Annotated in this window: 20 protein-coding genes; 12 read left to right on the top strand and 8 right to left on the bottom strand. The window is 63.3% G+C overall.

What is annotated here, in order from left to right; all coding sequences use genetic code 11:
- The 5 genes from glyA to ABEA12_RS14160 form a co-directional block, all read left to right on the top strand.
- Positions 1-922 (top strand): serine hydroxymethyltransferase (gene glyA, locus ABEA12_RS14180; RefSeq protein WP_345468702.1); only part of this gene is annotated, 922 nt, incomplete at its 5' end.
- A 157-nt stretch (positions 923-1,079) separates the two neighbouring features.
- A complete protein-coding gene (locus ABEA12_RS14175) occupies positions 1,080-2,489 on the top strand; it encodes an L-serine ammonia-lyase (protein WP_210099815.1) in 1,410 nt (469 codons plus the stop codon).
- 119 nt (positions 2,490-2,608) lie between these two features.
- Positions 2,609-3,133, top strand: a complete 525-nt coding sequence (locus ABEA12_RS14170) for a GNAT family N-acetyltransferase (RefSeq protein ID WP_210099816.1) — start codon at positions 2,609-2,611, stop codon at positions 3,131-3,133.
- A gap of 483 nt (positions 3,134-3,616) precedes the next feature.
- The gene (gene mgtE, locus ABEA12_RS14165) at positions 3,617-4,975 is read left to right on the top strand and encodes a magnesium transporter (RefSeq protein ID WP_210099817.1); all 1,359 of its coding nucleotides are present in this window, start codon (positions 3,617-3,619) and stop codon (positions 4,973-4,975) included.
- Between the two features lie 199 nt (positions 4,976-5,174).
- On the top strand, positions 5,175-6,320 hold the full coding sequence (locus ABEA12_RS14160; protein ID WP_210099818.1) for a baeRF2 domain-containing protein: 1,146 nt from the start codon (positions 5,175-5,177) through the stop codon (positions 6,318-6,320).
- A gap of 90 nt (positions 6,321-6,410) precedes the next feature.
- Here the strand turns inward: ABEA12_RS14160 and ABEA12_RS14155 are convergent, their stop codons facing one another.
- The 3 genes from ABEA12_RS14155 to ABEA12_RS14145 form a co-directional block, all read right to left on the bottom strand.
- Positions 6,411-7,370, bottom strand: a complete 960-nt coding sequence (locus tag ABEA12_RS14155; RefSeq protein WP_210099819.1) for a metal ABC transporter solute-binding protein, Zn/Mn family — start codon at positions 7,368-7,370, stop codon at positions 6,411-6,413.
- Between the two features lie 72 nt (positions 7,371-7,442).
- On the bottom strand, positions 7,443-8,753 hold the full coding sequence (locus tag ABEA12_RS14150; protein WP_210099820.1) for a YibE/F family protein: 1,311 nt from the start codon (positions 8,751-8,753) through the stop codon (positions 7,443-7,445).
- A gap of 112 nt (positions 8,754-8,865) precedes the next feature.
- Positions 8,866-9,195: an aldehyde dehydrogenase family protein gene (locus ABEA12_RS14145; RefSeq protein WP_345468698.1), complete on the bottom strand. Its 330-nt coding sequence runs from the start codon at positions 9,193-9,195 to the stop codon at positions 8,866-8,868.
- A gap of 19 nt (positions 9,196-9,214) precedes the next feature.
- Between ABEA12_RS14145 and ABEA12_RS14140 the strand changes: the two genes are divergently transcribed.
- On the top strand, positions 9,215-9,460 hold the full coding sequence (locus tag ABEA12_RS14140; RefSeq protein ID WP_345468696.1) for a TetR/AcrR family transcriptional regulator: 246 nt from the start codon (positions 9,215-9,217) through the stop codon (positions 9,458-9,460).
- Between the two features lie 294 nt (positions 9,461-9,754).
- On the opposite strand, the gene ABEA12_RS14135 is transcribed toward ABEA12_RS14140, so the two are convergent.
- On the bottom strand, positions 9,755-10,240 hold the full coding sequence (locus tag ABEA12_RS14135) for a hypothetical protein (RefSeq protein ID WP_210099822.1): 486 nt from the start codon (positions 10,238-10,240) through the stop codon (positions 9,755-9,757).
- A gap of 10 nt (positions 10,241-10,250) precedes the next feature.
- Positions 10,251-12,167 carry a primary-amine oxidase gene (locus ABEA12_RS14130; protein WP_210099823.1) on the bottom strand — a complete coding sequence of 639 codons (1,917 nt, stop codon included), beginning with the start codon at positions 12,165-12,167 and terminating at the stop codon, positions 10,251-10,253.
- 174 nt (positions 12,168-12,341) lie between these two features.
- Here ABEA12_RS14130 and ABEA12_RS14125 point away from each other — a divergent pair, with 174 nt between their 5' ends.
- From ABEA12_RS14125 to ABEA12_RS14110, 4 genes are all read left to right on the top strand, one after another.
- Entirely contained in the window at positions 12,342-12,956 is a 615-nt protein-coding gene (locus ABEA12_RS14125) for a TetR/AcrR family transcriptional regulator (protein WP_210099824.1), read from the top strand.
- 135 nt (positions 12,957-13,091) lie between these two features.
- Positions 13,092-14,030, top strand: coding sequence for an AraC-like ligand-binding domain-containing protein (locus ABEA12_RS14120; protein ID WP_210099825.1), 939 nt, complete (start codon positions 13,092-13,094; stop codon positions 14,028-14,030).
- 140 nt (positions 14,031-14,170) lie between these two features.
- Entirely contained in the window at positions 14,171-15,685 is a 1,515-nt protein-coding gene (locus tag ABEA12_RS14115; protein WP_210099826.1) for an APC family permease, read from the top strand.
- 133 nt (positions 15,686-15,818) lie between these two features.
- A complete protein-coding gene (locus ABEA12_RS14110) occupies positions 15,819-17,255 on the top strand; it encodes an aldehyde dehydrogenase family protein (RefSeq protein WP_210099827.1) in 1,437 nt (478 codons plus the stop codon).
- Positions 17,256-17,402: 147 nt separating this feature from the next.
- On the opposite strand, the gene ABEA12_RS14105 is transcribed toward ABEA12_RS14110, so the two are convergent.
- Positions 17,403-17,873 carry a hypothetical protein gene (locus ABEA12_RS14105; protein ID WP_210099828.1) on the bottom strand — a complete coding sequence of 157 codons (471 nt, stop codon included), beginning with the start codon at positions 17,871-17,873 and terminating at the stop codon, positions 17,403-17,405.
- 264 nt (positions 17,874-18,137) lie between these two features.
- Between ABEA12_RS14105 and ABEA12_RS14100 the strand changes: the two genes are divergently transcribed.
- Entirely contained in the window at positions 18,138-18,614 is a 477-nt protein-coding gene (locus ABEA12_RS14100) for a hypothetical protein (RefSeq protein ID WP_210099829.1), read from the top strand.
- 80 nt (positions 18,615-18,694) lie between these two features.
- Here the strand turns inward: ABEA12_RS14100 and ABEA12_RS14095 are convergent, their stop codons facing one another.
- A complete protein-coding gene (locus tag ABEA12_RS14095) occupies positions 18,695-20,068 on the bottom strand; it encodes an aspartate aminotransferase family protein (RefSeq protein ID WP_210099830.1) in 1,374 nt (457 codons plus the stop codon).
- A 34-nt stretch (positions 20,069-20,102) separates the two neighbouring features.
- Positions 20,103-21,596 (bottom strand): CoA-acylating methylmalonate-semialdehyde dehydrogenase, encoded by a 1,494-nt coding sequence (locus ABEA12_RS14090; protein WP_210099831.1) that lies wholly within the window; start codon positions 21,594-21,596, stop codon positions 20,103-20,105.
- 116 nt (positions 21,597-21,712) lie between these two features.
- Between ABEA12_RS14090 and ABEA12_RS14085 the strand changes: the two genes are divergently transcribed.
- Entirely contained in the window at positions 21,713-23,359 is a 1,647-nt protein-coding gene (locus ABEA12_RS14085; protein WP_210099832.1) for a PucR family transcriptional regulator ligand-binding domain-containing protein, read from the top strand.
- The last annotated feature ends 63 nt before the right edge of the window (positions 23,360-23,422 follow it).

Here is a 23,422-nt window from a genome sequence, read left to right as displayed (position 1 = left end):
CGGGCACCTCACCCACGGGATGAAGATCAACTTCTCCGGACGCCTGTACAACATCGTTCCCTACGGTGTTGAAGAGGACACCCTGGTGGTGGACATGGACAAGGTCGAGGCCCTGGCCATCGAGCACCAGCCCAAGATGATTGTTGCCGGGTGGTCCGCCTACCCGCGCCAGCTGGACTTCGAGCGTTTCCGGGCGATCGCCGACAAGGTCGGCGCGTACCTGTTCGTGGACATGGCGCACTTCGCCGGACTGGTCGCCACCGGGTTGCACCCCTCCCCGGTGCCCCACGCCCATGTGGTGTCCTCCACCACGCACAAGACCTTGGCCGGTCCGCGTGGCGGGATCATCCTCACCAACGATGCCGCGATTGCCAAGAAGATCAACTCCGCGGTGTTCCCGGGCCAGCAGGGCGGTCCGTTGGAGCATGTGATTGCCGGTAAGGCCGTCGCGTTCAAGATCGCCGGAACCCCGGAGTTCAAGGAGCGTCAGGAGCGCACCTTGGCCGGGGCGCGGATCCTGGCTGAGCGTTTGTGCGCGCCCGATGTGGCGCAGGTCGGTATTTCGGTGTTGACCGGTGGCACCGATGTGCACTTGGTGTTGGTGGATCTGCGCAACTTCGAACTTGACGGCCAGCAGGGCGAAGACCTGCTGGCGAAGGTCGAGATCACGGTGAACCGCAATGCGGTCCCCTTTGACCCGCGTCCGCCGATGGTGACCTCCGGGTTGCGTATCGGGACCCCGGCGTTGGCTACCCGTGGTTTCTCCGAGGCTGCTTTTGTGGAGGTCGCGGACATCATTGCCGAGACCCTGATTGCGGGCACCCAGGAAAACAACGAGGCAACACTGGCTGCCTTGAAGGACCGTGTGCATGCCTTGGCTAATGCGCACCCGCTGTATCCGGATTTGGCCAAACTGGCCTGATCCCGGCCTTTTGGCCCCACGCCACGAGCCCGGGATCCTCTTGGACCCGGGCTCGCGGTGTTTGAGCCACCGGTCGTGGCGCGCGTCACATGAGACATCGTGTGCAGCACACCACCGACCCCGTTCCCCGGCAGTACTGAAGAAGGAAGCAAGTTCAATGGCTATTAGCGTTTTTGATCTATTCACCGTCGGCATCGGGCCGTCGTCCTCGCACACGGTGGGCCCCATGCGTGCCGCCCACGCCTTTGCCGTCAAGCTAGTGCGCGAAGGGCAGCTCGCGGACACCGCAACGCTGCGCGTGAATGTCTACGGCTCGCTTGCTGCCACCGGCCGCGGCCACGGAACCTTCACAGCCATCATGCTGGGCCTTGAGGGATACGACCCAGAGGCCATCCTGCCTGCGGAGGTCGATGAGCGCCTCGAGGACATGGCCGCGACGGGCAAGCTGCAGCTGTGCAGTGCCGTGGGGACCGGCAAGGAAATCGACTACAAGGTCGAGGACATGATGCAGCACCCGCTAACGATCCTGCCGCGGCACACCAACGCCATGAAAATGGCTGCCCTCGACGCGGATGGAAACGTGCTCACCGAGGATACCTATTACTCGGTGGGCGGCGGATTCATCGTTCGCGACGGTGCCGAGGAAAAGATCGCGGCGAACATCGAAGAGGCCGTGAACCAGCAGCCTTACCCGTTCACCACGGCGGCGAGGCTGCTGGAGCACTGCGCAACCACCGGTCTGCCCATCTCCGGGGTCATGGCAGCCAACGAGGAAGTCTATCGCTCCAAGGAAGAGATCCGGGAGGGCCTGCTGCACATTTGGCAGGTCATGGAAGACTGCAAGGATTCGGCACTGGAGCGCGAAGGCGTGCTGCCCGGCGGGCTTAAGGTACGCCGCCGTGCACCGGAGTGGCACAAGCGCCTGACCAAGGAAGACAAGGAGCGCGATCCGGTGTTCTGGCAGGAGTGGGTGAACCTGGTGGCGCTGGCCGTGAACGAGGAGAACGCCTCCGGCGGGCGCGTGGTCACCGCACCGACCAACGGCGCTGCCGGGATCATCCCCGCGGTGATGTTCTACGCGACCCACTACGCACCCGGGGCCCAGTACTGGAGCCAGGAGGAACGCGAGGACGTGATCGTGCGCTTCATGCTCACCTCCGCCGCGATCGGTGTGCTCTACAAGGAGCAGGCCTCGATCTCCGGCGCCGAGGTCGGCTGCCAGGGCGAGGTCGGTTCGGCCTCCTCGATGGCCGCCGGCGGACTGGCGGAGATCCTCGGAGGCACGGTTGACCAAGTGGAGAACGCGGCGGAGATCGCCATGGAACACAACCTCGGCCTGACCTGCGACCCCATTGGCGGGCTGGTGCAGATTCCCTGCATCGAACGCAATGCGATCGCCTCGTCCAAGGCCATCAATGCCGCCAAGATGGCGTTGATGGGCGACGGGCAGCACCACGTGACACTCGATGAGGTCATCATCACCATGCGTGAAACCGGCAAGGACATGAGCTCGAAGTACAAGGAAACAGCGATGGGCGGCCTGGCCGTCAACGTCATCGAATGCTAGGGCGCTAGACACCGGCGTTTCATGGCCCGGTTCCCGCAGGGTCCCGCAAGGGACCCCGGGTGCCGGGCTTCCTGCTTCGAGGTGCGGCGCTGGCCCGTACAACTGGTAGCGTTCGAGGCATGCTCGAAATCCGTCCCTTCGCCCCAACCGATGCCATCGATGCGGTTGCCGCACGCGCCGAGCTCGATGCCGATGACTTTGACTTCCTGCTCGGCTATTCACCTCGGCGGGGATTCGATTCCTACCTCGAGCAACTCCAGGCGCACGAAGATGGGCTTGGCCTGCCGCCGGGCTGGGTGCGTTCGGCGCTGTGGGGCGCCTTTGCCGACGGGGAGCTCGTGGGCAGAACCTGCATTCGCTACGAACTCAATGAGAGTCTCCTGCAGGTCGGGGGAAACATCGGCTACGCGGTGCGCCCCGGACACCGCAAGCGCGGTTACGCCACCGAGATCCTGCGCTTGTCCCTGGCCCAACTGGCGCAGCGGAACATCGCTTCGGCGCTGGTGACGTGCCGGGAGGACAACCTGGCTTCGGCCCGCGCCATCGAGGCCAACGCCGGAGTGCTCGAAAACGTGGTGGCTGCCTCCGCCGGGCCGACGAGGCGTTATTGGGTTCCCACGGCAACCGTGCCTCGAAAGCGCTGAGACCAAGGGCACCATGGGCGCATTGGCGGTTCCATGCGGCGGTGGCCTAGGATGGAAATTATGTCCCGGCCCGGTGAGGCGAAAGCCCCAAACCTCCGGCCCAAGGGACTTATGAGCGTGTAGATGGATGGAGGTGACCGCAAGCATGGACGACGGACATAGTCGATCTACCAAGCCGCGCGAGCATCATCTGCATGCTCGGGAAACACTGAGAATCCAGGCATGATATTCCCCCTCGCCGTCGCATAGGTGCAAAGCACCGGTGTGATAGCGGAATATACGTGCCATCCACGAGATTCACGCAACGGCACGGATCCCTAGCGGATTCTCACTGGTTTGTTCAGCCGTTTCCCCTTGTAAATGCAGTTGGCTGCGCGGTCGTGGTTCTACGCAACACCCAAGCCCACACCACCCATTCCTGGCACACGCCGCCGGCACCCCGGCGCGATACCCGCGTGTGTTCTGACCGGAGGGAACCGGACCATGATCAAGACCCCCACCACCTCGTTCGAGGAAAACGAAGTCCAGCTCGCGAAGGCACTTGCCGCCAACGATCTCGCGGCGACATCGAAAGTCTTCCACCCCCTGGGCGTCAGCGAGAGCATTGAGCAGCTTGAACGCCTCAACACCTTTGACCGGGCGCTTGCCTACCGCACGCTGCCCAAGGACAAAGCCGTTGAGGTATTCGAGCGTCTTGACGCTTCGTTGCAGGCCGATCTGGTCTCGAGCTTGCAGGAGGCCGACGTTGCAGAGGTCTTCGCAGAGCTCAGCCCGGATGACCGGGTCGCGTTGCTCGATGAACTGCCGGCCTCGGTGGCGAACCGGCTGATCCTCGGCCTGAACGCGAAGGAACGCGCACTGACCAGCACCGTGCTGGGGTATTCGCAGGGGGCGGTCGGGCGCTACATGAGCCCGGAATTCGTGATCACCCATCCGGAGATGACAGCGACGGAAACGTTGGCCCGGGTGCGCGCCCAGCTGGATGACGCCGAGAGCATCTACACCATCCCCGTCACCGACGTCGGGCGGCGCCTGGTCGGTGTTGTGTCCCTGCGTGATGTCCTGCGCGCAGATCCGGTCGCGATGGTCAAGGACTTGATGAAGAAGCCGATCAGCGTGCCGGCAACCCTCGACGTGGAGGAAGCCGCCCGCTATTGCGCCGATGCCAAGGTTTTGGTGCTGCCGATCGTTGATGCCGAAGAACGCCTGGTCGGTATCCTGACCGTCGATGATGCGCTGCAGATCCTTGAGGATGCCGAGAGCGAGGATGCCGCGCGGTCCGGCGGTACCGAACCGCTGCGTCGTCCCTACCTGGCGACTCCCGTGCGCTCGATCGTGCGTGCCCGCGTGGTGTGGCTGTTGGTGCTGGCACTCGGTGCCACGCTGACCGTCAAGGTTATCGGGACCTTCGAGGCGGCACTGGACGAGCAGGTGGTGCTTTCCTTGTTCATCCCGTTGCTCATTGGCACCGGAGGGAACACCGGCAACCAGGCGGCCACCACCATCACCCGTGCCCTGGCGCTGGGCGATGTGCGGCCGCGGGACGTGCTCAAGGTGTTTTTGCGCGAAGTGCGGGTCGGGGCCTTGCTTGGCCTGCTGCTCGGAGCGCTTGGTTTTGCCATTTCCTCGCTGTCCTTCTCTGTTCCCATCGGGCTGGTCATCGGATTGACGTTGCTGGGGGTTTGCACCATGGCCGCGAGCATCGGGGGGATGATGCCGTTGCTGGGCAAGGCGGTCCGCGCGGATCCGGCCGTGTTCTCCAACCCGTTCATCTCCACGTTCGTGGATGCCACGGGGCTGATCATCTACTTCCTGATCGCCACCAGCATCCTGGGGCTCTAGCTGTTCTAGCGGCAAAAGGGCTTGGACATGCGGGTACGCCCGCGGGTCCAAGCCCGTTTTCCATGCGGTGCAAATCCAACGTCCACGGTGGCAAAAAACGCTTTTGAGCAGACCCTTTCGATCCAGTGTCCGACGGTGCTACGGTGAGCAGACGGATCGAATCGGCACGCGGTGAAGACCGCGTGGGAAGGAGCTCCACATGGCATCACGCGCAGGTTCCACAGGAATCGACGCCTCGCTTTACCGTCGAGAGGGCCAATGGTGCACGGCCCTGGTAGACGTTTCGCTAGGAACCACTGCCGCCCAGGAAGCTATCGACGCGCTTCCGGGTCACATAGGAAAACTTCTCGGCTCGCAGCAGGCCACGGACACCGACATCGCGGCGTTGACGCAAGCACTGTTGCCCGCCGACGGCCATGCCTCACCTGTCGCCCGCTTCGTCGCGGTGAACAACGGAGAGGTTGTGCTCGACGAGGTCATTGACGGATTGAAGGTCGAATCCGCGGACGTGGACTGCGGTCCTTTCCCCAACCTGGTGGCCCTGGCCCGTGCGCGGGGCGGGCAGTTCCCGTACTTGGTTGCCGAAGCCAGCCGCGACGGGGGCGAGGTCGGCCTTTACCACTCAGCAGTGAAAGGCGTCGGGGAAAGCCGGGACGTCACCGGGGACAGGGACGAAGCTCATCACGCCCGAAAGGTGCCGGGGCCCTATGACGAACCGAAGAACCAGGCGAACACCGAGGAGATCTGGCGGCGAAACGCCGAGGAGCTGGCCAAACAGATCGAGGAACTGGCGCGTGAAAACCACGTGAAGCTGATCGTGCTGGCCGGGGACATCAAGGCCCGCGAACTGGTGGCCGGGAGGCTGGGGGCGGCATGCAAGACGATCACCAGCGTCCTTGACCAGCACACGCGAACCGGCGGTGCGGACCAGAACGCCTTCGCCGCAGCCGTGCAGGAAAGGGTCGACGAGGTCCTGGGCAGGGACGTGCAGGAACTGTCCGAGCGCGTGGCAAACCGAAGCGGCAACGGCCGGGCGGAATTGGCCCTGGGTTTCGATGAGGTCGTCACGGCATTGCAGCAGGCACAGGCGGGCACCGTATTGGTCAGCCAGTACCAGGACGACGAGACGCTCATGGCGTTGGACGCCGAACCGTGGCTCACCGGCGAGGACTCGACCGACCACACCGAATTGGTCATCGGTTCCTGGCCGGCCCCGGAGGTGCTGTTGCGGGCCACCGCCTTGACAGATGCAGCCATACGCTACGTTCCCGACGGCGTGCTGCCCGAGGGCGTGGGCATCGCAGCGCTGCTGCGCTGGCCAAACACGACGGAGCCTGCAACCTGACGCGGACTTCCCGGGCCGGACAAGAGGCCCGTCGGGGTTGGACCAATCGGTTCGATTCCGACGGGCCTCTTGCGTGCGCGCCGGACCGGGTTACTTGGCCAGGAGCTCAAGGGACCGGATATTGCCGCTCATCCATGACACGTAGTCGCTGTTTTCAGGAAGGGTCTCGGTGAAGTCGATGACCTCAACCTGGGCTGCAACGGCCTGGTCGCGGATCCGCTTGGTCTGTGGGCTTTCGGTCTGCGTGTTGTAGGCCAGCAAGTCGATGGATCCGTCCGAGAGGAGCTTGTCCATCTCGTTGTATGCCTGCGGGGAAACCTCGCCGCCGCCCTCAATGGATTCGCTCAGTCCCTTGGGGGTCGCATCCACCATCCCGGCAGCGTCCAGCAGGTGGAAGGAAACAGGTTCGGTCATGGAGAAGTGCTGTGCTTCCAGTGAACCGTGTAATACCGCGACCCTCGTTTCAAGGTCTTGCAGGTCGCTAGCCAGGGCAGCGGCATTCCCCTTGAACGACTCCGCGGACTCGGGCCTGAGAGTGGAAAGCCGCGTAGTGATCTCATCGCCCAGAAAACGCATCGACTCGAGATCGTACCAGATGTGCTCGTTGTAGCTGGCGTGGTCATGGCCTTCGTGCTCGTCGTGGCTCTCGTTCCCTGGGTGATCGTCCTCGTGGGCCACGGGTGAAAAGTCCACGGCGGTGATGACGGTCGCCTCGTCAAGCTTCAGATCCGTGGCCACTACGTCCATGAATGCGTCGTAGCCGCCGCCGTTGGCTACAACGAGACCTGCCTTGGACAATGCGAGCTTGTCACGCGAGGTTGCCTCGTAGGAATGCGGATCCTGTGAAAGTGAATCGATGACGGGCGAGACTGCGACTTGGTCTCCGCCGATCCTGCTGACAAGGTCGGCGTAGACGGTGGTGCTGGTGACCACCTGGATTCGGTCATCGGTTGGGCCTGCCTGGTCTCCGGACGCGCCGCCTGCGCATGCGCTCAGGGCAAGGATGACGGCAAGTGCCAGTGGTACGGAACGGAGAGGGAGACGATTCATGGTGCATTAGTCCTTTGGGGTGTGATGAAGTGCTGATAGTCATCACATTACCTTAAATGAGAATCATTAGCATTAAAGGTTGGCTTGGACTGTGTCCTCATAGTGCACCGAGCCGGACAGCTCGGCTCCGGGATCTTGCGTGCCTGGCATGGCCCGGCGACCCGATGGTTTTGCCTGCTTCCCGGAACCCGTCGCCTTGACCACTGCCACGGCGATTGCCGTGGTCACCGGGATGGCCAGCACCAGGCCGATGGATCCGACAAGGATGCGAATGACTTCCTCGGCCATCTGGCCGGTGGTGAGCGTATCGACAAGCGGGCGGTCATACAGGCTGACCAAGACCAGGATCGGCAGCGCGGCCCCGGTGTAGGCAAAGGCAATGGTGTAAACGGTTGAGGCGATGTGGTCGCGGCCGATGCGCATTCCGGAAGCGAAAAGCTGTCGAGCCGTGGAATGCGGGGCGATCTCCGCCAGCTGCCAGACAGCGGAGGACTGGGTGATTGTCACGTCGTTCAGCACGCCCATGCCGGCAATGAGGAGTCCGCACAACAAAAGTCCGGACAAGCTCAGTTCCGGAACCACGGTGCTCAAGGTCAGGGCGGAATCATCAGTCGCGCCGGTTAGTGCCGCCGCGTCGGTTGCCCAGCCGGCGATTGCGGCGGTGACCAAAAGCCCAAACAGCGTCCCGAGCAATGCCGTCGAGGTCCTGGCGGAAAAACCATGGGCGAAGTACAACGCGGCGAACATGATGACCGTTGCGCTGGTGAGCCCCACGAGCATGGGGGACTTGCCTTCGAGCAGCGCCGGGATCATGAAGGTGACGATGAAGAACAGGCCGCCTCCAAGACCAGCCAGGGCACGCAGCCCCCGCCAGCGCGCGACAAGGCATACGACAACGGCGTAGAGGATTCCCAGCAAGGCCAACGGGACGGTGCGCACGAAGTCGACGAACACGTAGGGGGCGGAGGAGGTCGTGGTGCTGTGTGACAAATCCAGGTACTTGATCCTGTCCCCGGGCTTCAGCGGGCGTGACTGGGTCGTTTCGGGCGGAACCTCCAGGGCGAAGGACGCGCCACCGGCGTCGGGTGACACATAGGAAACCTCGCAGGGCAGTTCCTTGCCGCCTACTTCATCCAGGCCTTCGGTGGAGGGGCAGGTCTCGCTTTCGGCACGGGTCACGACGCCGGTGGAGAGTTCAACCCCCTCGGCGGTGCCAAAGGGGTTGTCGAGCAGCTGCGCGTTGATCCCGCCACTGGGCCAGAGCACCAGTGTTGCCACGAATGCCAATACCCCCACGGGAGCCAACAGGATCCACAGGATCAGGTTGGCGCGTCTGCGCCTGGCGGGGTCGACGAGAACGTCGGCGTGGTGGTGTCCACCCATAGGGACTTCAGCTCCGGATCATCTGGCACCACGTGGAACCGTGGCTTGCCCAAGGTCATAGTGTACCGATCGCGAAGGAACGGAGGGTTTCGGGCACCAGGCAAAGCGCGGACTAAGTGCTGCCGAAAAACGTGTACTGCCATTGCTTGTGGGCGGCTATGCCATGGGAGATGAGCACGTGCTTGATGGTGGTGTAATCCTCGAAGAAGTAGGTGCTCATGTCCTTGCCGAAGCCCGAGGCCTTGTACCCGCCGTGCGGCATCTCCACGAGGATCGGGATGTGCTCATTGATCCGCACGCACCCCGCCTGGATCTCGGCGGCCGCAGGCACTGCCAGGTTCACGTTGCTGGTCCATGCCCAGGAGGCCAGTCCATAGGGGTGGGTGTCGTTGGCCATCTCGATTCCCCCGTCCGGGATTCCAGCGGCACCGGCGATGGACAACGAAGCACCCAGGAAAAGCGTGGCCTCCCGGCGCCCACGGGCCCATGGCCTGGGCCGCGAGGTCATCTTCGCGGCGTGCCTGGAACTTGCTGCAGCAACGGGGCCCGAGGGACTCTCTTTCGGGAAGATCGGCAGGCAGCCGGGAGCGGACCTGACCGCCGTATACCGCAACTTCGCAGACCCAGATGAGCTGTTGCTGGCGCTCGCCGACCGTGTCATGGCGATGGGGAGGGAAGGCTGCCTGCCCGATCCATGGTGGCGGTAATCCCTGCGTCACCCGCCAGGAAGGTGGGATCGGGTTTGTCAAGGCATTGCTTTCGGTCCTGGAACATGCCGGGTTCGCTCCTCCTCCCAAATGTCCGGGGAACGGTACCCGCTGGCCGTGGCGAGCGTGGGGCTGCTCGCCGAGGTCCACGACGAGGAGAGCTACCGATTTGCCGCTGGACCTGCTGTTGGGCGGGATCGATGCGCGATTGAAGGGCTGAAAGGCGGAAGACCCGCGGCGGGTGCGCAGGGATCAAATCCCTGCGCACCCGCCGCCGGTGGTGATGCCTGCTACCTAGGGCTGAGTGGTGATTCCCAAAGTGTTGCGCGCAGCGGCCAGCCGCAAACCAAGCCCGCAAAGCATGACCATCACCAGCTCCGCTGCCGCAACGGCCAGCATCGCCGCAGCCCCGGCGGTTGCCGAGGTGGCTAAGGTGTCCTCGCCGTGCGCATGTTCATGGACCCCCAAGGCCACGAACATGTGGACCAATGCCATGAGTGCGGACATCGCCAGCAACTCGACCAGGGCTTCGGGGCGGTTCCAGTCTCGGTGCGCGCACTTCAGGCACAGCAGGACCATCAGCCCCAGCAATGTCCCCACCCATGCGCCATGCGGGAACGCCACCATGATCCACACGTGTCCCACACCCAAGAGCGCAGCCAGCACGGCAACGAACCTGGCAAAGAACGGGCTCTCCTCCCGGGTGCCGGCGGTGCTGATGCCAACCGGGATCCGGGGTGCCGGCCAAGGCGCTGTACCCGCGGCTGCTTGGGTGCTCATGGGGCGAGGACTAGCTGTGGCAGGTGGAGCCCATGGCCGGGGCCGGGACATCCAGCACGGGCGAACGGTCGAAGAAGCCTTCCGGGCGCATCTTGAAGCCCGCGGTGTCAACGGGCATGATCGGCCAGTCCTCGGGGCGTGGGAAATGCGTGAGCCCGAAGGTGTGCCACACGACCAAGTCCTGGCCGTCGATGTCCCGGTCAGCCTTGACCCACTCGGGCAGCCCTGCGCCACCGCCATGCTGGTTAGGGAAATCGCCGGTCGGATAGCGCTGGTCCTCGGTGGCCGCGGTGACCCACAGGGCCTTGGTGGCGAAGGTGGCGCGGCGGTGGATCGAGGACCCTTCGTCGGCGAGCAACGTGGGCAGTGCCTGCGGGTGCAACTTGTATGCCACCGGGTGGCCCAGCCGGTTTTCCGATTCGGGGTTGGAGATCACCCAGGTGCGGCCAACGGAATTGTCGGCATCCCGGATAGCCTCGGATTCACGGGTGAACACGGTGCGCTTGCGTGAGAACGCATTTCCGCGCGGGTTCTTGGGCCCGGTGGGAATCCGTACTGCGTCCTCTTCCTCGACCCGTCCCGGCCCGCCGTCCAGTGCGAAGTCCAGCCGCGCGCTGAAGAGGTGCTGGTGGAACGGGGCGCCGAGGCCCGGAGCCAGTTCCGATGCATACGGTGTCTCGCCGTCGGTCAACGCCGAGGTGAAGACGATCCCGGTGGCCTTGGCCTCGAACTCGATGGTTCCATCGAGGTAGAGGTACCAGTAGAACCCGTAGTCGTAGTTTCCGACGGTGGTGAAGAAGGAAATCACCAGGCGGCGGTTGCGCCGGGTGTAGTTGACCCCGCTCCACAGATCCGAGTGCTTGGCCAGGATCGAGAAGTCCTCCTCGTGCATGCAGATGCCGTTGCGGATGGAACGGGCTTCGCCGCGGGCGTTGGAAACGGTGGGGGAGATGTAGTGGATTTCCCCCAGGCAGTCGCAGCCCAGCTCGAGTGAGTTGGCGAACTGGCCGACCAGGTACTCACCGGTGTCGAAGTAGTTCTGCCAGCTGCGCACCGGGGACGGGTCACCATAGGGGACCACCATCTCGGCAATCGAAGCGCGGTTCAGGATGCGACGCGGGGCGCCCTTGTCTTCGAAGGAGATGTTGTGCAGCACCAGGCCTTCGCGTACGTCGAAGCCCACATCCAGGCTCCACTTTTCCCATTCAACGTGGTTGCCCTCGGTGACGGTGAAGCTGGGACCCTCGGGCTGGGTGATGGAGATCGGCTTCTGCGTTGTGCGCAAGGGTCCTGTGAGCTCGGGGTCGGTGTAGTTCCCGTGTTCCGCAGGGATCGGCACGACGCCTAGGTCGATGACCTTATCAACGCTGCGGTTGCCCACATCCACGTAGCCCACCAGTCCGTCGATCGGGTGTGCCCAAGCCGAATCCCCGGGATGGTCCTGCACGAAAGCGAGGCCGCGCAGGATGCGCCGGCCCGATTCCTCCGGGTATTCAAAGACGCCGGCCGAAAGCGGTGCGACGCGGACCTTGGAGACATCAAGGTTCCGTTTGGCCAAGGCGTCGAGCCAGCGCTGGTCCTGGGCAAGGATCTCCTCGACGACCTCGAACTCCTCTTCTAGCACAGGAAGCTCACCGGTAACGGCGGTGTCGAGCTCGATGACGGTCTCCACCTTGTTGCGGGTCACCGAAACAACCATGTCCTTGGGTCGGGCGCCTTTCACATCCAGGGTGAAGATGCGGAAGCGGCGATCGACTTCAGAGCAGTCACGTCGGGGATCCTCAAGCCCAAGATAGGCGATGCGGGCTGATTCCGGGAAGTGGCCGTTATCAAGAAGGATAGAGCGTACGGCATCGATTTCCTCGCTGGTGGCCAGCGAGTAGGCTCCGATATCCGTCAACCGGTCGGTGGCGTTGTTGGGGGTCATGGCTTGGCCTTTCCATAGGTGAGTGCGCGAAGCGCCTGGTGGTACACGGTGACGTGCAGCACATTTATATTCTCTCGATGTAGAGAATAGCCGTGCTTGGCTGGCAAGGCAAGAGGTAGGGATGCAACCGGGGTCGGCCAGGGTGCGTGCGCCGATGCAAGTAGGATGGGCGATATGCCAAAGTTTGTTGACCATGACGCGCGCCGTTTCGAACTAGTAGAGGTCACCTGGCGGGTCATTGCCCGCAGGGGGTTTGACGGGGTGACCTTGCGTGACATCGCCGCTGAGGCCGGTTTTGCCAACGGCGCGCTGAAGCCCTACTTCCCGACCCGCGCGAGCTTGATACGGGCAACGTTCACCCACGTTTTCGGGCGAACCAACGGGCGCATCCAGGCCGCCACGAGGGAGCTCGAGGGGTTGGAGGCGTTGCGGGGCTTTGCCGGGGAAGTGTTGCCGCTGGACGCGGACCGGTTGGATGAAGCGCGCGTGGTGATCCCGTTTTGGCAGATCGCCATCCATGACGCAGCGTTCGCCGAGCTTAATGACCAGGCCATGGCGCAATGGCGGGAGTGGATCGATGGCTGGATCCTCCAAGGCGTCGAGCGCGGGGAGCTCCGGGCGGGGATCGATCGAGCAGCATCCGCGGAGGCGCTGTTGACCTTCCTCTTGGGTGCACAAATAGTGGCGGTACTCGACACCCGGTTCAATGGGCCGTTCCAGCTGCTGGAGCAGCTGGAAATGCAATTGCGGCTACTGGGTGCAGGTAGCGAACCAGGGACCGGAATCTAAAACCTCCAAGCAGAGAAAAACGTGACTTTGTTGGCTGTTTCGCGTACATTGACAGCAATGTGATGCTACTCACGCACCCCTTGGAATTGTTCATCCAGAGATGCGTGACGGAAAACGGGGAAAGGTCTGTCGCTGATGTATCAGGTGCAAAGTGTCGATTCCTTTGGTGATTGGAAGTCGTTGGTTTCCAACGCTTTCGTGCCACTTCATTCCGAGCCGGTTCGTCCGGGAAACTTTGCAGGCAGCATCGCCGGGACACAGCTGGGCCCGGTGGGAGTCATGGAAGTCGCAGCGACGGCGCACGTAATCCGGCGCACCGATGACCTGATGGCCTCGGGGGACGAACCCCAATTCAAGTTGAACCTGCAGCTGAGCGGACATGGCCTGTTGCTCCAAGAAGGACGAGAGACCTTGCTGCGTCCCGGTGAACTGGCCATCTATGACACGCAGCGGCCGTACACGCTCCTGTTCGAGAAGGACTTCCGGACGCTTGTGCTGATGTTTCCGCAGAAGCAGTTGGGGCTTCCCGTTTCAGAGGTGGGTGAGCTCACCGCGGTGGGTCTTGGCGCCCAGCACCCGGTGGGCAGGGCCATCACCCCGTTCCTGTCCCAGCTGGCCGGCATGCTGCCGCAGTTGCAGGGACCTGTCGGCCACCGCTTGGCTGCCAACGCCGTTGACCTGCTCAGCACGCTTTTGGCCTCTGAACTGCATGAACGCGACGAACATCTCGAAGGCGAGATACCGCGCCAGTTGCGCCGGATCCAAGGGCATATCGATGCCAACCTGGCCGATTTCGAACTGTGCCCACGATCGGTCGCCGCGGCCCACTACATGTCGCTGCGTTCCCTGCACATGATTTTCGAGGACTCCGGCCACACCGTCGCCGAATGGATTCGCACCCGACGCCTCGAACACTGCTGCCGCGACCTGCTTGACCCCTTCCAGCAGAAGGTCCTCGTCGGTTCCATCGGGGCACGTTGGGGACTTCCGGACGCCGCGCATTTCAGCCGGATTTTCCGGGCCGCCTACGGTTGTTCACCTTCGGCCTATCGCGTGCAAAACAGCTCGTCCTGACGCACATGGCACAAGAGTGCCAGATGTGACGCAGGTCAAAGAACTGCACGGTTAGCCAAGCTCCACTCACGCAAAGCCAAGCTTCCAGGGCCCCTCGGGGTGCAGGCTGGAGGTAAACACGGCTCAAGGAGGAATCTCGCATGACTACATCCAGCCAAACAACCACCAGCCAAAGCCCTAGCCTTGGTCGCCGCCGGCTTGGGGTGCCGGCGCTGGTCTTCATGATCATCGCCGCATCGGCGCCATTGACTGTCGTCGCCGGCGGAGTGACAAGCAACTACGCGGTCACCGGGGTTTTGGGGATCCCGCTGTCCTTTGTCGTCCTTGGCGTCGTCCTGCTGATTTTCGCCGTGGGTTACACCGCGATGAGCCAGCACGTGCAAAATGCCGGTGCCTTCTATGCCTACGTGTCTCGCGGCCTGGGAAAGCCTGCGGGAATCGGTGGCGCGTGGGTCGCACTGATCAGCTACAACGCCATGCAGATCGGCATCTACGGGCTCTTCGGTTTCGCACTGGGCGATTTCCTCGGGCTGACCTTTGGCCTTTCGGTTCCCTGGTGGGTCTGTGCCCTTGCCGGCTGGGCAGTCGTTGGATTGCTCGGGGTCAACAAGGTGGATTTCTCCGCCAAGGTCCTGGGCATCATTGTTGCCGCAGAATTCCTTGTCGTTATCATCTACGACGTACTCTCACTCAAGATTGCTCCCGAGGGCATCACCACCGAATCCCTGCAGCCAGCTAGCCTGTTCACCGCCGGGGTCGGTGCCGCGCTGGCGTTCAGCATTGCTGCCTTCATGGGTTTTGAATCCGGGGCCATCTACGGCGAGGAAGTCAAGAACCCCAAGACCACACCGCGCCGCGCGACACTGATCGCCGTGGCAATCATCGGGGTCTTCTACGCGTTTTCCGCTTGGGCCATGGCCGTTGGCGAGGGACACAGTGCTGTCATCGACAATTCCAGGGAACTGGGCCCTGGACTCATCTTCGAGTTCTTGGCCGGATATACCCCGGGCTGGTTCGTCACCCTGGGCAACCTGCTCTTCATCACCAGTCTGCTGGCCGCCCTGATCGCCTTCCACAACGTGGTTGCACGCTACCTCTTCTCGCTGGGGCGCGAAGGCGTGCTGCCCACAGCCCTGGGAACGACAAGCTCACGCACCCACGCCCCGGTTGCCGGATCGCTGACCCAGTCGGTGCTTGCACTGATCCTCCTGGTGGTCTTTGCCTTTGCCGGAGCAGGGGGCGACGAGTTGTTCCCTGTCCTTACCCTCTTCACTTGGCTGACCAACACCGGCGCGTTCGGCCTGGTGTTGCTCATGGCGTTGACATCCTTCGCCGTCATCGGATACTTCCGCCGTGAAGACCATGGACTGAGCCAGTGGACGACGATGATTGCCCCGCTGGTCTCCGGAATCGCGCTTGTTGTCCTGTTCGGGGCGATCGTCGTGAACTTCGATGTCCTCATCGGGCTGGAAGAAGCAAGCATCTTGAGTTGGCTGCTACCGGCAATCGTGGTTGTCCCGGGTGTGCTGGCGTTGCTTTGGGCCTTCAGGTTGCGCTCCGTCTATCCCGCCATTTACGCCGGCGTCGGCCGCGGCGGCGACTTGGATGAGATCGAGCTCGAACACGGGGAGAGCGGAAAGCACTCAGCGCACTGATCCGCAACAAGAAGCCACCGATCCCAAGGATTTTCGAGACAGTTCCCCGTTGGCAGGCTGCACGCTCCACCAGCAGTCAACCAAGGGGGAACGAACGGAAAACAAGAGTCATACACGAAGGAATGAGACATCAATGAGCACCGAAACCAACACCGTTGCCACTTACGCCGACGCCAAGGAACTGCTTGCCGTGATCCAGGCCCAAACCGGAGGCCGTGAAATCCTCGATCCCGCCACCGGCGAGCTCGTGGGCCGCGCACCGGAACACGGTGTGGCAGACCTTCAAAAGGCCATCGCCGCAGCGCGGAACGCCCAACGCCCATGGGACGCCAAGGGCCACGATGCGCGCCGGGCCTTGTTGAACAAGGCTGCCGATGCCATCGAGGCCAATGCCGAGGCCTTGGCACACCTGCTTTCACGCGAACAGGGCAAGCCGTTGAACGGGCCCAATGCGCGCTTCGAGGTCGGGGCCTGCTCCGCGTGGCTTCGTGCCGCTGCCGCGTTCGACCTGGAGCCAGAGGTCGTCGTCGACGACGGCGAGACCTACGCCGAGGTGCACTACCGCCCGTTCGGTGTGGTCGGGGCTATCGGGCCGTGGAACTGGCCGATGATGATTTCGGTGTGGCAGCTTGCCCCGGCGCTGCGCATGGGAAACACCGTGGTGATGAAGCCCAGTGAGTACACGCCGTTGAGTGTGCTCGCCCTCATCCACGTCATCAACCAGGTGCTCCCCGCCGGGGTGCTGAACGTAGTGGCCGGGGGCCGCGATGTCGGCGAGGCGTTGACCAGCCACGAGGGCATCGACAAGATCATGTTCACCGGCTCCACCGCTACCGGCCAGGCGATCATCCGCTCCTCGGCTGACACCGTGAAGCGCCTGACCTTGGAGCTGGGAGGAAACGATGCCGGAATCGTCCTTCCCGACGTGGACCCGAAGGCGATTGCCGAGGGATTGTTCTGGGGTGCGTTCATCAATACCGGCCAGACGTGTGCTGCGCTCAAGCGCCTCTACGTGCACCAGGATGTCTACGAAGAAATCTGCCAGGCGCTGACCGAAGTAGCAGGGAACATGCCGATGGGCGTGGGCCTGGAGGAGGCCAACGTCCTTGGCCCGCTGCAGAACAAGGCGCAGTACGACATTGTTGATTCACTGGTGCGTAGCGCCACGGATTCCGGGGCCCGCGTGCTGATGGGTGCCAACCCGCAGCATGACGCAACCGGGTACTTCTACCCGACCACGCTAATCGCGGACATCGACCCGCAGAACCCGTTGGTGCTCGAGGAGCAGTTCGGTCCGGCACTGCCGATCATCAAGGTCGAATCGATCGAGCAGGCGATCGAACTGGCGAACTCCTTGGATGTCGGGCTCGGCGCTTCGGTGTGGTCCGCTGACCGCGATGCGGCCCGCAAGGTGGCTGCACGGATTGAGGCCGGGACCGTGTGGATCAACAACCACGGCGCCGTGGATCCGCGCATCCCGTTCGGCGGTGCGAAGTCCTCGGGGTACGGCGTAGAGTTCGGCGTCGACGGGCTCAAGGCCTTGGGCCAGCCGCAGGTCATCAACGGCTAGGTGCATTCATGGCCATGGGGCCGGGGTGTGGTATACGCATGGTTGCGGATGCCTTCCCCGGCTCTTTGTGTCTCCCGGACACTGCGGGCGGCTGGTTTGCGCTGGGCCGCAGGGACGGGATCCAGCCAAGACACGGGCCCGGGGAAACTAGCGCAGCTCGAGGGAGTGTTCCACGGCGTGCTGGGGGTCCAACCCGTACTCCACGTCCCGCAGGAGCGGGGCTCCCACCGCGTTGAAGGAGACCTCGATTCCCTTGGCGGGTAAGCCCGTACCGTCTGTCAGGTCAACAGTGGCCGAGGAACCGTTCCATTTGGTCATCGCGACGTCACTGACTGCATAACGCGTTTCGATGTTTGCCACGAGATTGTTTGCCGATTGCTTCCAGCCCAGTCCGAAGGCCCCGACGCATATCAAAGCACCGATGAGTCCAAGGGCGGCAATGCCGGACTCTATGCCCAGGTCCCTGCGTTGGGCCCAGTTCTGCGAGCTGGAATTGTCCTTGCGGTATTTTCTCCAGCGCAGCAACGCATGGATCCCCATCGGCAACGCGAACACCGCCAGGACCCCTGCCACGGCGAGGTAGAGCTGCGGCGTCACGAAATCCACTGGCTGGTACATCCGTCCATGCTAGCAACGTGCTTCGAGAAGCGGCATCACCCTTGTGGAGTACTCCCGTGGAACAGCGTTTGGATCCAAGAGAGCGTTTTGGCATGCCCTGAAGCGCCGCACGACGCCGGCACGTGGCAGCGTGGAGGGTGCAAAACCATTTCTCTGTCCACTGGCCATCGTGCCGGGGTGGAATATGATCGCATCATGCATCGCATGAATTTCGATGATGCTGCAGGTCCGGACGAGGCAACACGGAGACATGGGATGGAACGGATGGCATGTTCTTATGGTGGGTTTGCCCGCAGGGCCCTGGCCCTAGTTGGTCTGGCGGGACTGCTTGCCGGATGCGTGGAACTGGGCGGGGAAAGCGCCGGTCCCCCTTCCGCTGACCAGGTGTCCCCGCCGCCGCCGGGATCTTCGGCATTCGCACCCGTGCCCGAGGTTCCGGAACTGCTGCCCGAGGACGGGGAAACCGTGCTTGGGCAGCTCTCGGGCGCCACGGGAGCCTCCGGTGGCCACGTCAAGCTGGGGCCAGGGGAGACATTTGTGACGTGGACATGCGAGGGCGCCGGACCCATCAGCGTGGAGTTCAGCGACGGGGTCGGGTACAAGATGGAATGTGAGGACCTCCAAGCCATGGGATCGAGCCGGAACAGCGATATGACAATGTCCGGGAAAGAGTTCGATGTCATGGTGCAGGCCGAGCCCGGCCAGGTGTGGCAATTGTTGGTTACCCAGAAAAACCCCTAGCGCCGCCAGGGACCGCCGGTCCTCCAGGAAGCGTGGACCGTGGTCCATGGATCCAGGAGGGCAGCAGTCCCTGGTGGGTATCAGGCCTCGACGAAACCGTCGGCGACCGAGAGCGCCTCATCGAGCATCGCCAGGCCGGTGCGCAGGTCCTCGTCGCTGATGTTCAGCGGCGGCACTACGTGGATGCGGTTGAAGTTCACGAACGGGAGCATGCCCGCTTTCTTCAAGGCTCCGGTCACTGCGGCCATGGCCGGCGAGGAACCCCCATAGGGTGCCATCGGTTCGCGGGTCTCGCGGTTGGTGACCAGTTCGAGGGCCCAGAAGCAACCGGTACCCCTCACATCACCCACAGAGGGGTGCTTGGCCTTCAGCTCTTCCAGCGCGGGGCCAATGATCTCGGCGCCGATGCGTGCGGAGTTCTCCACCATCGCCTCGTCCTTCATCGCCGTGATGGTGGCCACCGCCGCGGCGCAGGCCAAGGGATGGCCTGAATACGTCAGCCCGCCGGGATACGCCCGCTCACGGAACGTCTCGTAAATCGCACCCGAAATGGCGACCCCGCCCAAGGGGACATAGCCGGAGTTCACTCCCTTGGCGAAGGTGAGCAGATCCGGGACGACGTCCCAGTGATCAACCGAGAACCACTGGCCGGCGCGGCCGAAGCCGGCCATGACCTCATCGGCGATGTAGGCAATGCCATACTTGCGCGTCAGCTCGCGCACCCCGGCCATGTAGCCCGCCGGAGGCATGTAGATGCCGGCGGTGCCCGGGATGGATTCCAGGATCAGCGCGCCAATGGTGTCTGGGCCCTCGAGGACGATGGTGTCTTCCAGGTGCCGCAGCGCACGCTCGGTTTCCTCGGCCTCGGTGGCAGCGGAGAAGTAGGAGCGGTAGTGGTAAGCGGGCATGAAGTGCACCACCCCGTCGGTTCCATGGTCCGAGGCGAAGCGCCGCGGATCCCCGGTGAGGTTTATCGCCAGGTGGGTTCCGCCGTGGTAGCTGCGGTAGGCAGCCAGCACCTTGTGTTTTCCGGTGTGCAGGCGGGCCATGCGGATCGCGTGTTCCACGGCATCGGCCCCGCCGTTGGTGAAGAAGACATGGTCCAGGTCACCGGGGGTCAGGGAGGCAATCAGCCGTGCTGCCTCGGAACGTGCATCATTGACGTGTTGCGGTGCAATGGTGCAGATGTCCGCGGCCTGCGACTGGATCGCCGCGACGACCTTGGGGTGCTGGTGGCCGATGTTGGTGTTCACCAACTGCGAGGAGAAATCCAGTAGTTTGTTGCCTTCCCCGTCCCAGATCCAGGACCCCTGGGTCTTGAGGATGGTCATCGGGGCAAAGGGGCCCTGCGCCTGCCAGGAGTGGAAGACGTGCTCCTTGTCCAGTTGGTGGGCGCGGACTCCGGCGGCGATCTGCTCCGGTGTTATCGTTTCTGTGCTCACATCGATGCTCATGACGTCTTTCCCCTTTCCAAGGAAGTGCGCAGTCCTAGGCGTTCTGCGGGAAGCCGAGGTTCAGGCCACCGTGGCTGGGATCCAGCCAGCGCGAGGTGACGACCTTGCCGCGGGTGAAGAACTGCACGCCCTCGGCGCCGTAGGCGTGGGTGTCCCCGAAGAGCGAATTCTTCCAGCCGCCGAAGGAGTAGTAGGCCATGGGGACCGGAATGGGCACGTTGATGCCGACCATGCCGACCTGGATCTCGTTCTCGAAGCGACGTGCGGCGCCGCCGTCGTTGGTGAAGATCGCTGTGCCGTTGCCGAACGGGTTGGCATTGATGGTCTCAATGCCCTCGTCGAAGGAATCAACGCGGACCACCGAGAGCACCGGGCCGAAGATCTCATCGGTGTAGATCGACATGTCGGTGGTGACGTTGTCAAAGAGTGTGGGGTTCAGGAAGAAGCCCTCACCTTCGGCATCCGGATCCACGTGTCGTCCGTCCAAGACCATGGTGGCTCCTGCTTCCTCACCGGCATCGATGTAGCCGGCGACCTTGTCTCGGTGCGCTGCGGTGACCAGCGGGCCCATGTCGCAGCCGCGGGTGCCGTCACCCACGCGCAGCGTGGCGGTGCGTTCAGCGATCTTGGCGACCAACTCGTCCGCGATCGAGTCGATGGCCACGATGGCGGAGATTGCCATGCAGCGCTCGCCGGCCGCGCCGTAACCGGCGTTGACCGCAGCGTCGGCTGCCAGGTCGAGGTCGGCGTCGGGGAGCACCAGCATGTGGTTCTTGGCTCCGCCTAGGGCCTGGACCCGTTTTCCGTGTGCGGTTCCGGTGGCGTAGACGTGCTGGGCGATCGGGGTGGAGCCCACGAAGGAGATCGATGAGACACGTGAATCGGTCAAGAGCGTGTCGACGGATTCCTTGTCACCGTGGACGACGTTGAACACGCCGTCCGGGAGCCCGGCTTCCTTCCAGAGTTCGGCCATCCACTGGGCTGCGGTGGGAGCCTTCTCGCTGGGCTTGAGGATCACCGAGTTGCCGGCGGCGATGGCCATGGGGAAGAACCACATCGGTACCATGGCCGGGAAGTTGAACGGGGAGATGATGGCGGAAACGCCCAAGGGCTGGCGCAACGAGTGCACGTCGACCTTGGTGGAGGCGTTCTCCGTGTAACCACCCTTGAGCAAATGCGGGATACCGCAGGCGTATTCGACGACTTCCTGGCCGCGGGAGATTTCGCCCATGGCATCATCGAGCACCTTGCCGTGCTCGGCGGTGATGATTGCGGCCAGCTCTCCCTTGCGCTTGTTCAGCAGTTCGCGGTAGTTGAACAGGATCTGCGTGCGGCGGGTCAACGAGGTGTCCCGCCAGCCGGGGAAGGCGGCGTGGGCCGAGGCGATGGCTTCTTCGGTGGTTGCTGCAGAGGCCAGTGCCACTCGTGATGACACCTTGCCGGTTGCGGGATTGGTGATGTCGGCAAAGCGGGAATCGACGGGGACTTCGAGGTTGGTTCCGTCGATCCAGTGGGAGAGCGTCTGCATGGTGTGCTGTTCCTTCCGAGGGACAAATGAGCTGTTGGATCCATTGTGGCCCCGTCAATGAGCCGTGCAAAGAGACAGTATGTAATGCATTGCGGCGAAATCGATACACTTTGTTTATGAATGATGCGACCAGCCAACACCAGCCCATCGTTGCCGGGATCTTGAGCATCGCCAGGATCCTTGAGCTGCCGGCGGTTGCCGCCGGGGAGCCCGAGGTGCTCGGAGGTGCGGAGTTGCTGGAAAACGCCGTGCGTTGGGTCCACGTTGCGGAGACCCCGGCGCTGGCCGGACTGCTCGCCGGCGGGGAATTGGTGCTGAGCACCGGGATGACTTTCGGGCCGACCGGGCAGGGGGTCGCCGACTTCATCAAACAGGTGAGGGGGGCCAAGGCCTCAGGGATCATCGTCGAGCTGGTGGCCTCGGCCAACCACGAGCAAGACCAAACCATCGAGGCATTGCGGCACGTAGCCCAGGGGAACAACTTCCCCGTCATCCTGTTGAGGCGGCGTGTCAGGTTCGTGGAGATTACCGAAGTGGTGCACCGCATGCTGGTCTCGGACCAGCTTGCCGCCTTGGAACGCTCGCGAATGATCCATGAGGTATTCACGGCGCTGAGCCTGCGCAATGCCACCGAAGAAGGGATCGTCGGGCGGGCTGCCGAGCTCATCGGTGCTCCCGTCATTCTGGAAGACGTGGCCCATCTGGTGCTGGGGTTCAATCCTGGGCCGCAGCCGGTTCCCGGGTTGCTGGAGCGCTGGCCGGAACGCTCGCGCCGGGTGGGGTACCTGGAAAAAACTGGGCGGGGAATGGGCGAGGAGAACTGGCTGCAGACCCCCGTGGGAATACAGGGCCAACGCTGGGGACGGTTGGTGGTCCCCGGTGAACTGGGCAATGACCAGGATGCTGCCATGGTTCTGGAACGGGCCGGGCAAACACTGTCCATTGCCCGCCTGGCCGGGCGCGACCAGCGTGAGCTGCTGCACCAGGCTCGGGCCGGTCTGCTGCACGAGCTGCGGCAACCCCACGCGCTCGTTGCGCAGGAGGTCATCGACCGTGCAGGAGCATTGGGACTGGCCCAATCCCCGCACTACGTCCCGTTGGTGTTCCGCCTTGATGACGACCCGGGACAAACGCCCATGGGAGTGCAGCTGCGCGAACGGGCGCTGCTGGATGCGCTCAATGCCGTGGTGGAGTCTTCCAGATCCACGGCGTTGGCCGCGAGCCTGCAGAGCGGACGCATCGGCATGGTCCTGGGCGTGGGTGCCAAGCAACTTGAGGAGCCGCTGTTGGAGAGGATCTGCCGGAACCTTGCACTCAACCAGCCGCGACTTGACTGGTCGGTGGGCGTCGGACGAGGCAGGGGCAGCGTAAAGGAAGCGGCGCACGGATTGGAGGATGCGATCCAGGTTGCCGAAACCGTGGCGACCTTCGAGACCCGGTCGCGTCCCTTTTACCGCTTCGCCGATGTGCGTCTGCGCGGACTGCTCGCGCTCATGCACCAAGACGGACGATTGAAGTCGTTTGCCGAGGCTGAGCTGGCAGGCATCCTTGATCCCCCCGATGAGCCCGCACTGGAGCTGCTTGGCCTGTACCTGAAACACGGCGGGAACAAATCGGCACTGGCACGCACCGGTTTCCTCAGCCGACCTGCGCTCTACGCCCGGTTGGAAAAGCTCGAGGACAAGCTCGGGGTCAGCTTGGACGATGCCGAGTCGCGAACCTCCTTGCACGTTGCCATGCTGTGGCGCGGATTGGGGCAGTAGTTTCTAGGGGCACCGCCGGGGGCGTGTTTGTCGGGGCCGTTGCCCGGTGGGTGTTTTGCGAAC

Source organism: Paeniglutamicibacter antarcticus (assembly GCF_039544305.1).
In the GTDB taxonomy this organism is placed as follows: Bacteria; Actinomycetota; Actinomycetes; order Actinomycetales; family Micrococcaceae; genus Paeniglutamicibacter; species Paeniglutamicibacter antarcticus_C.
The sequence above is the reverse complement of the archived record's forward strand: the minus strand, read 5'-3'. Positions and strand labels throughout refer to the sequence as shown.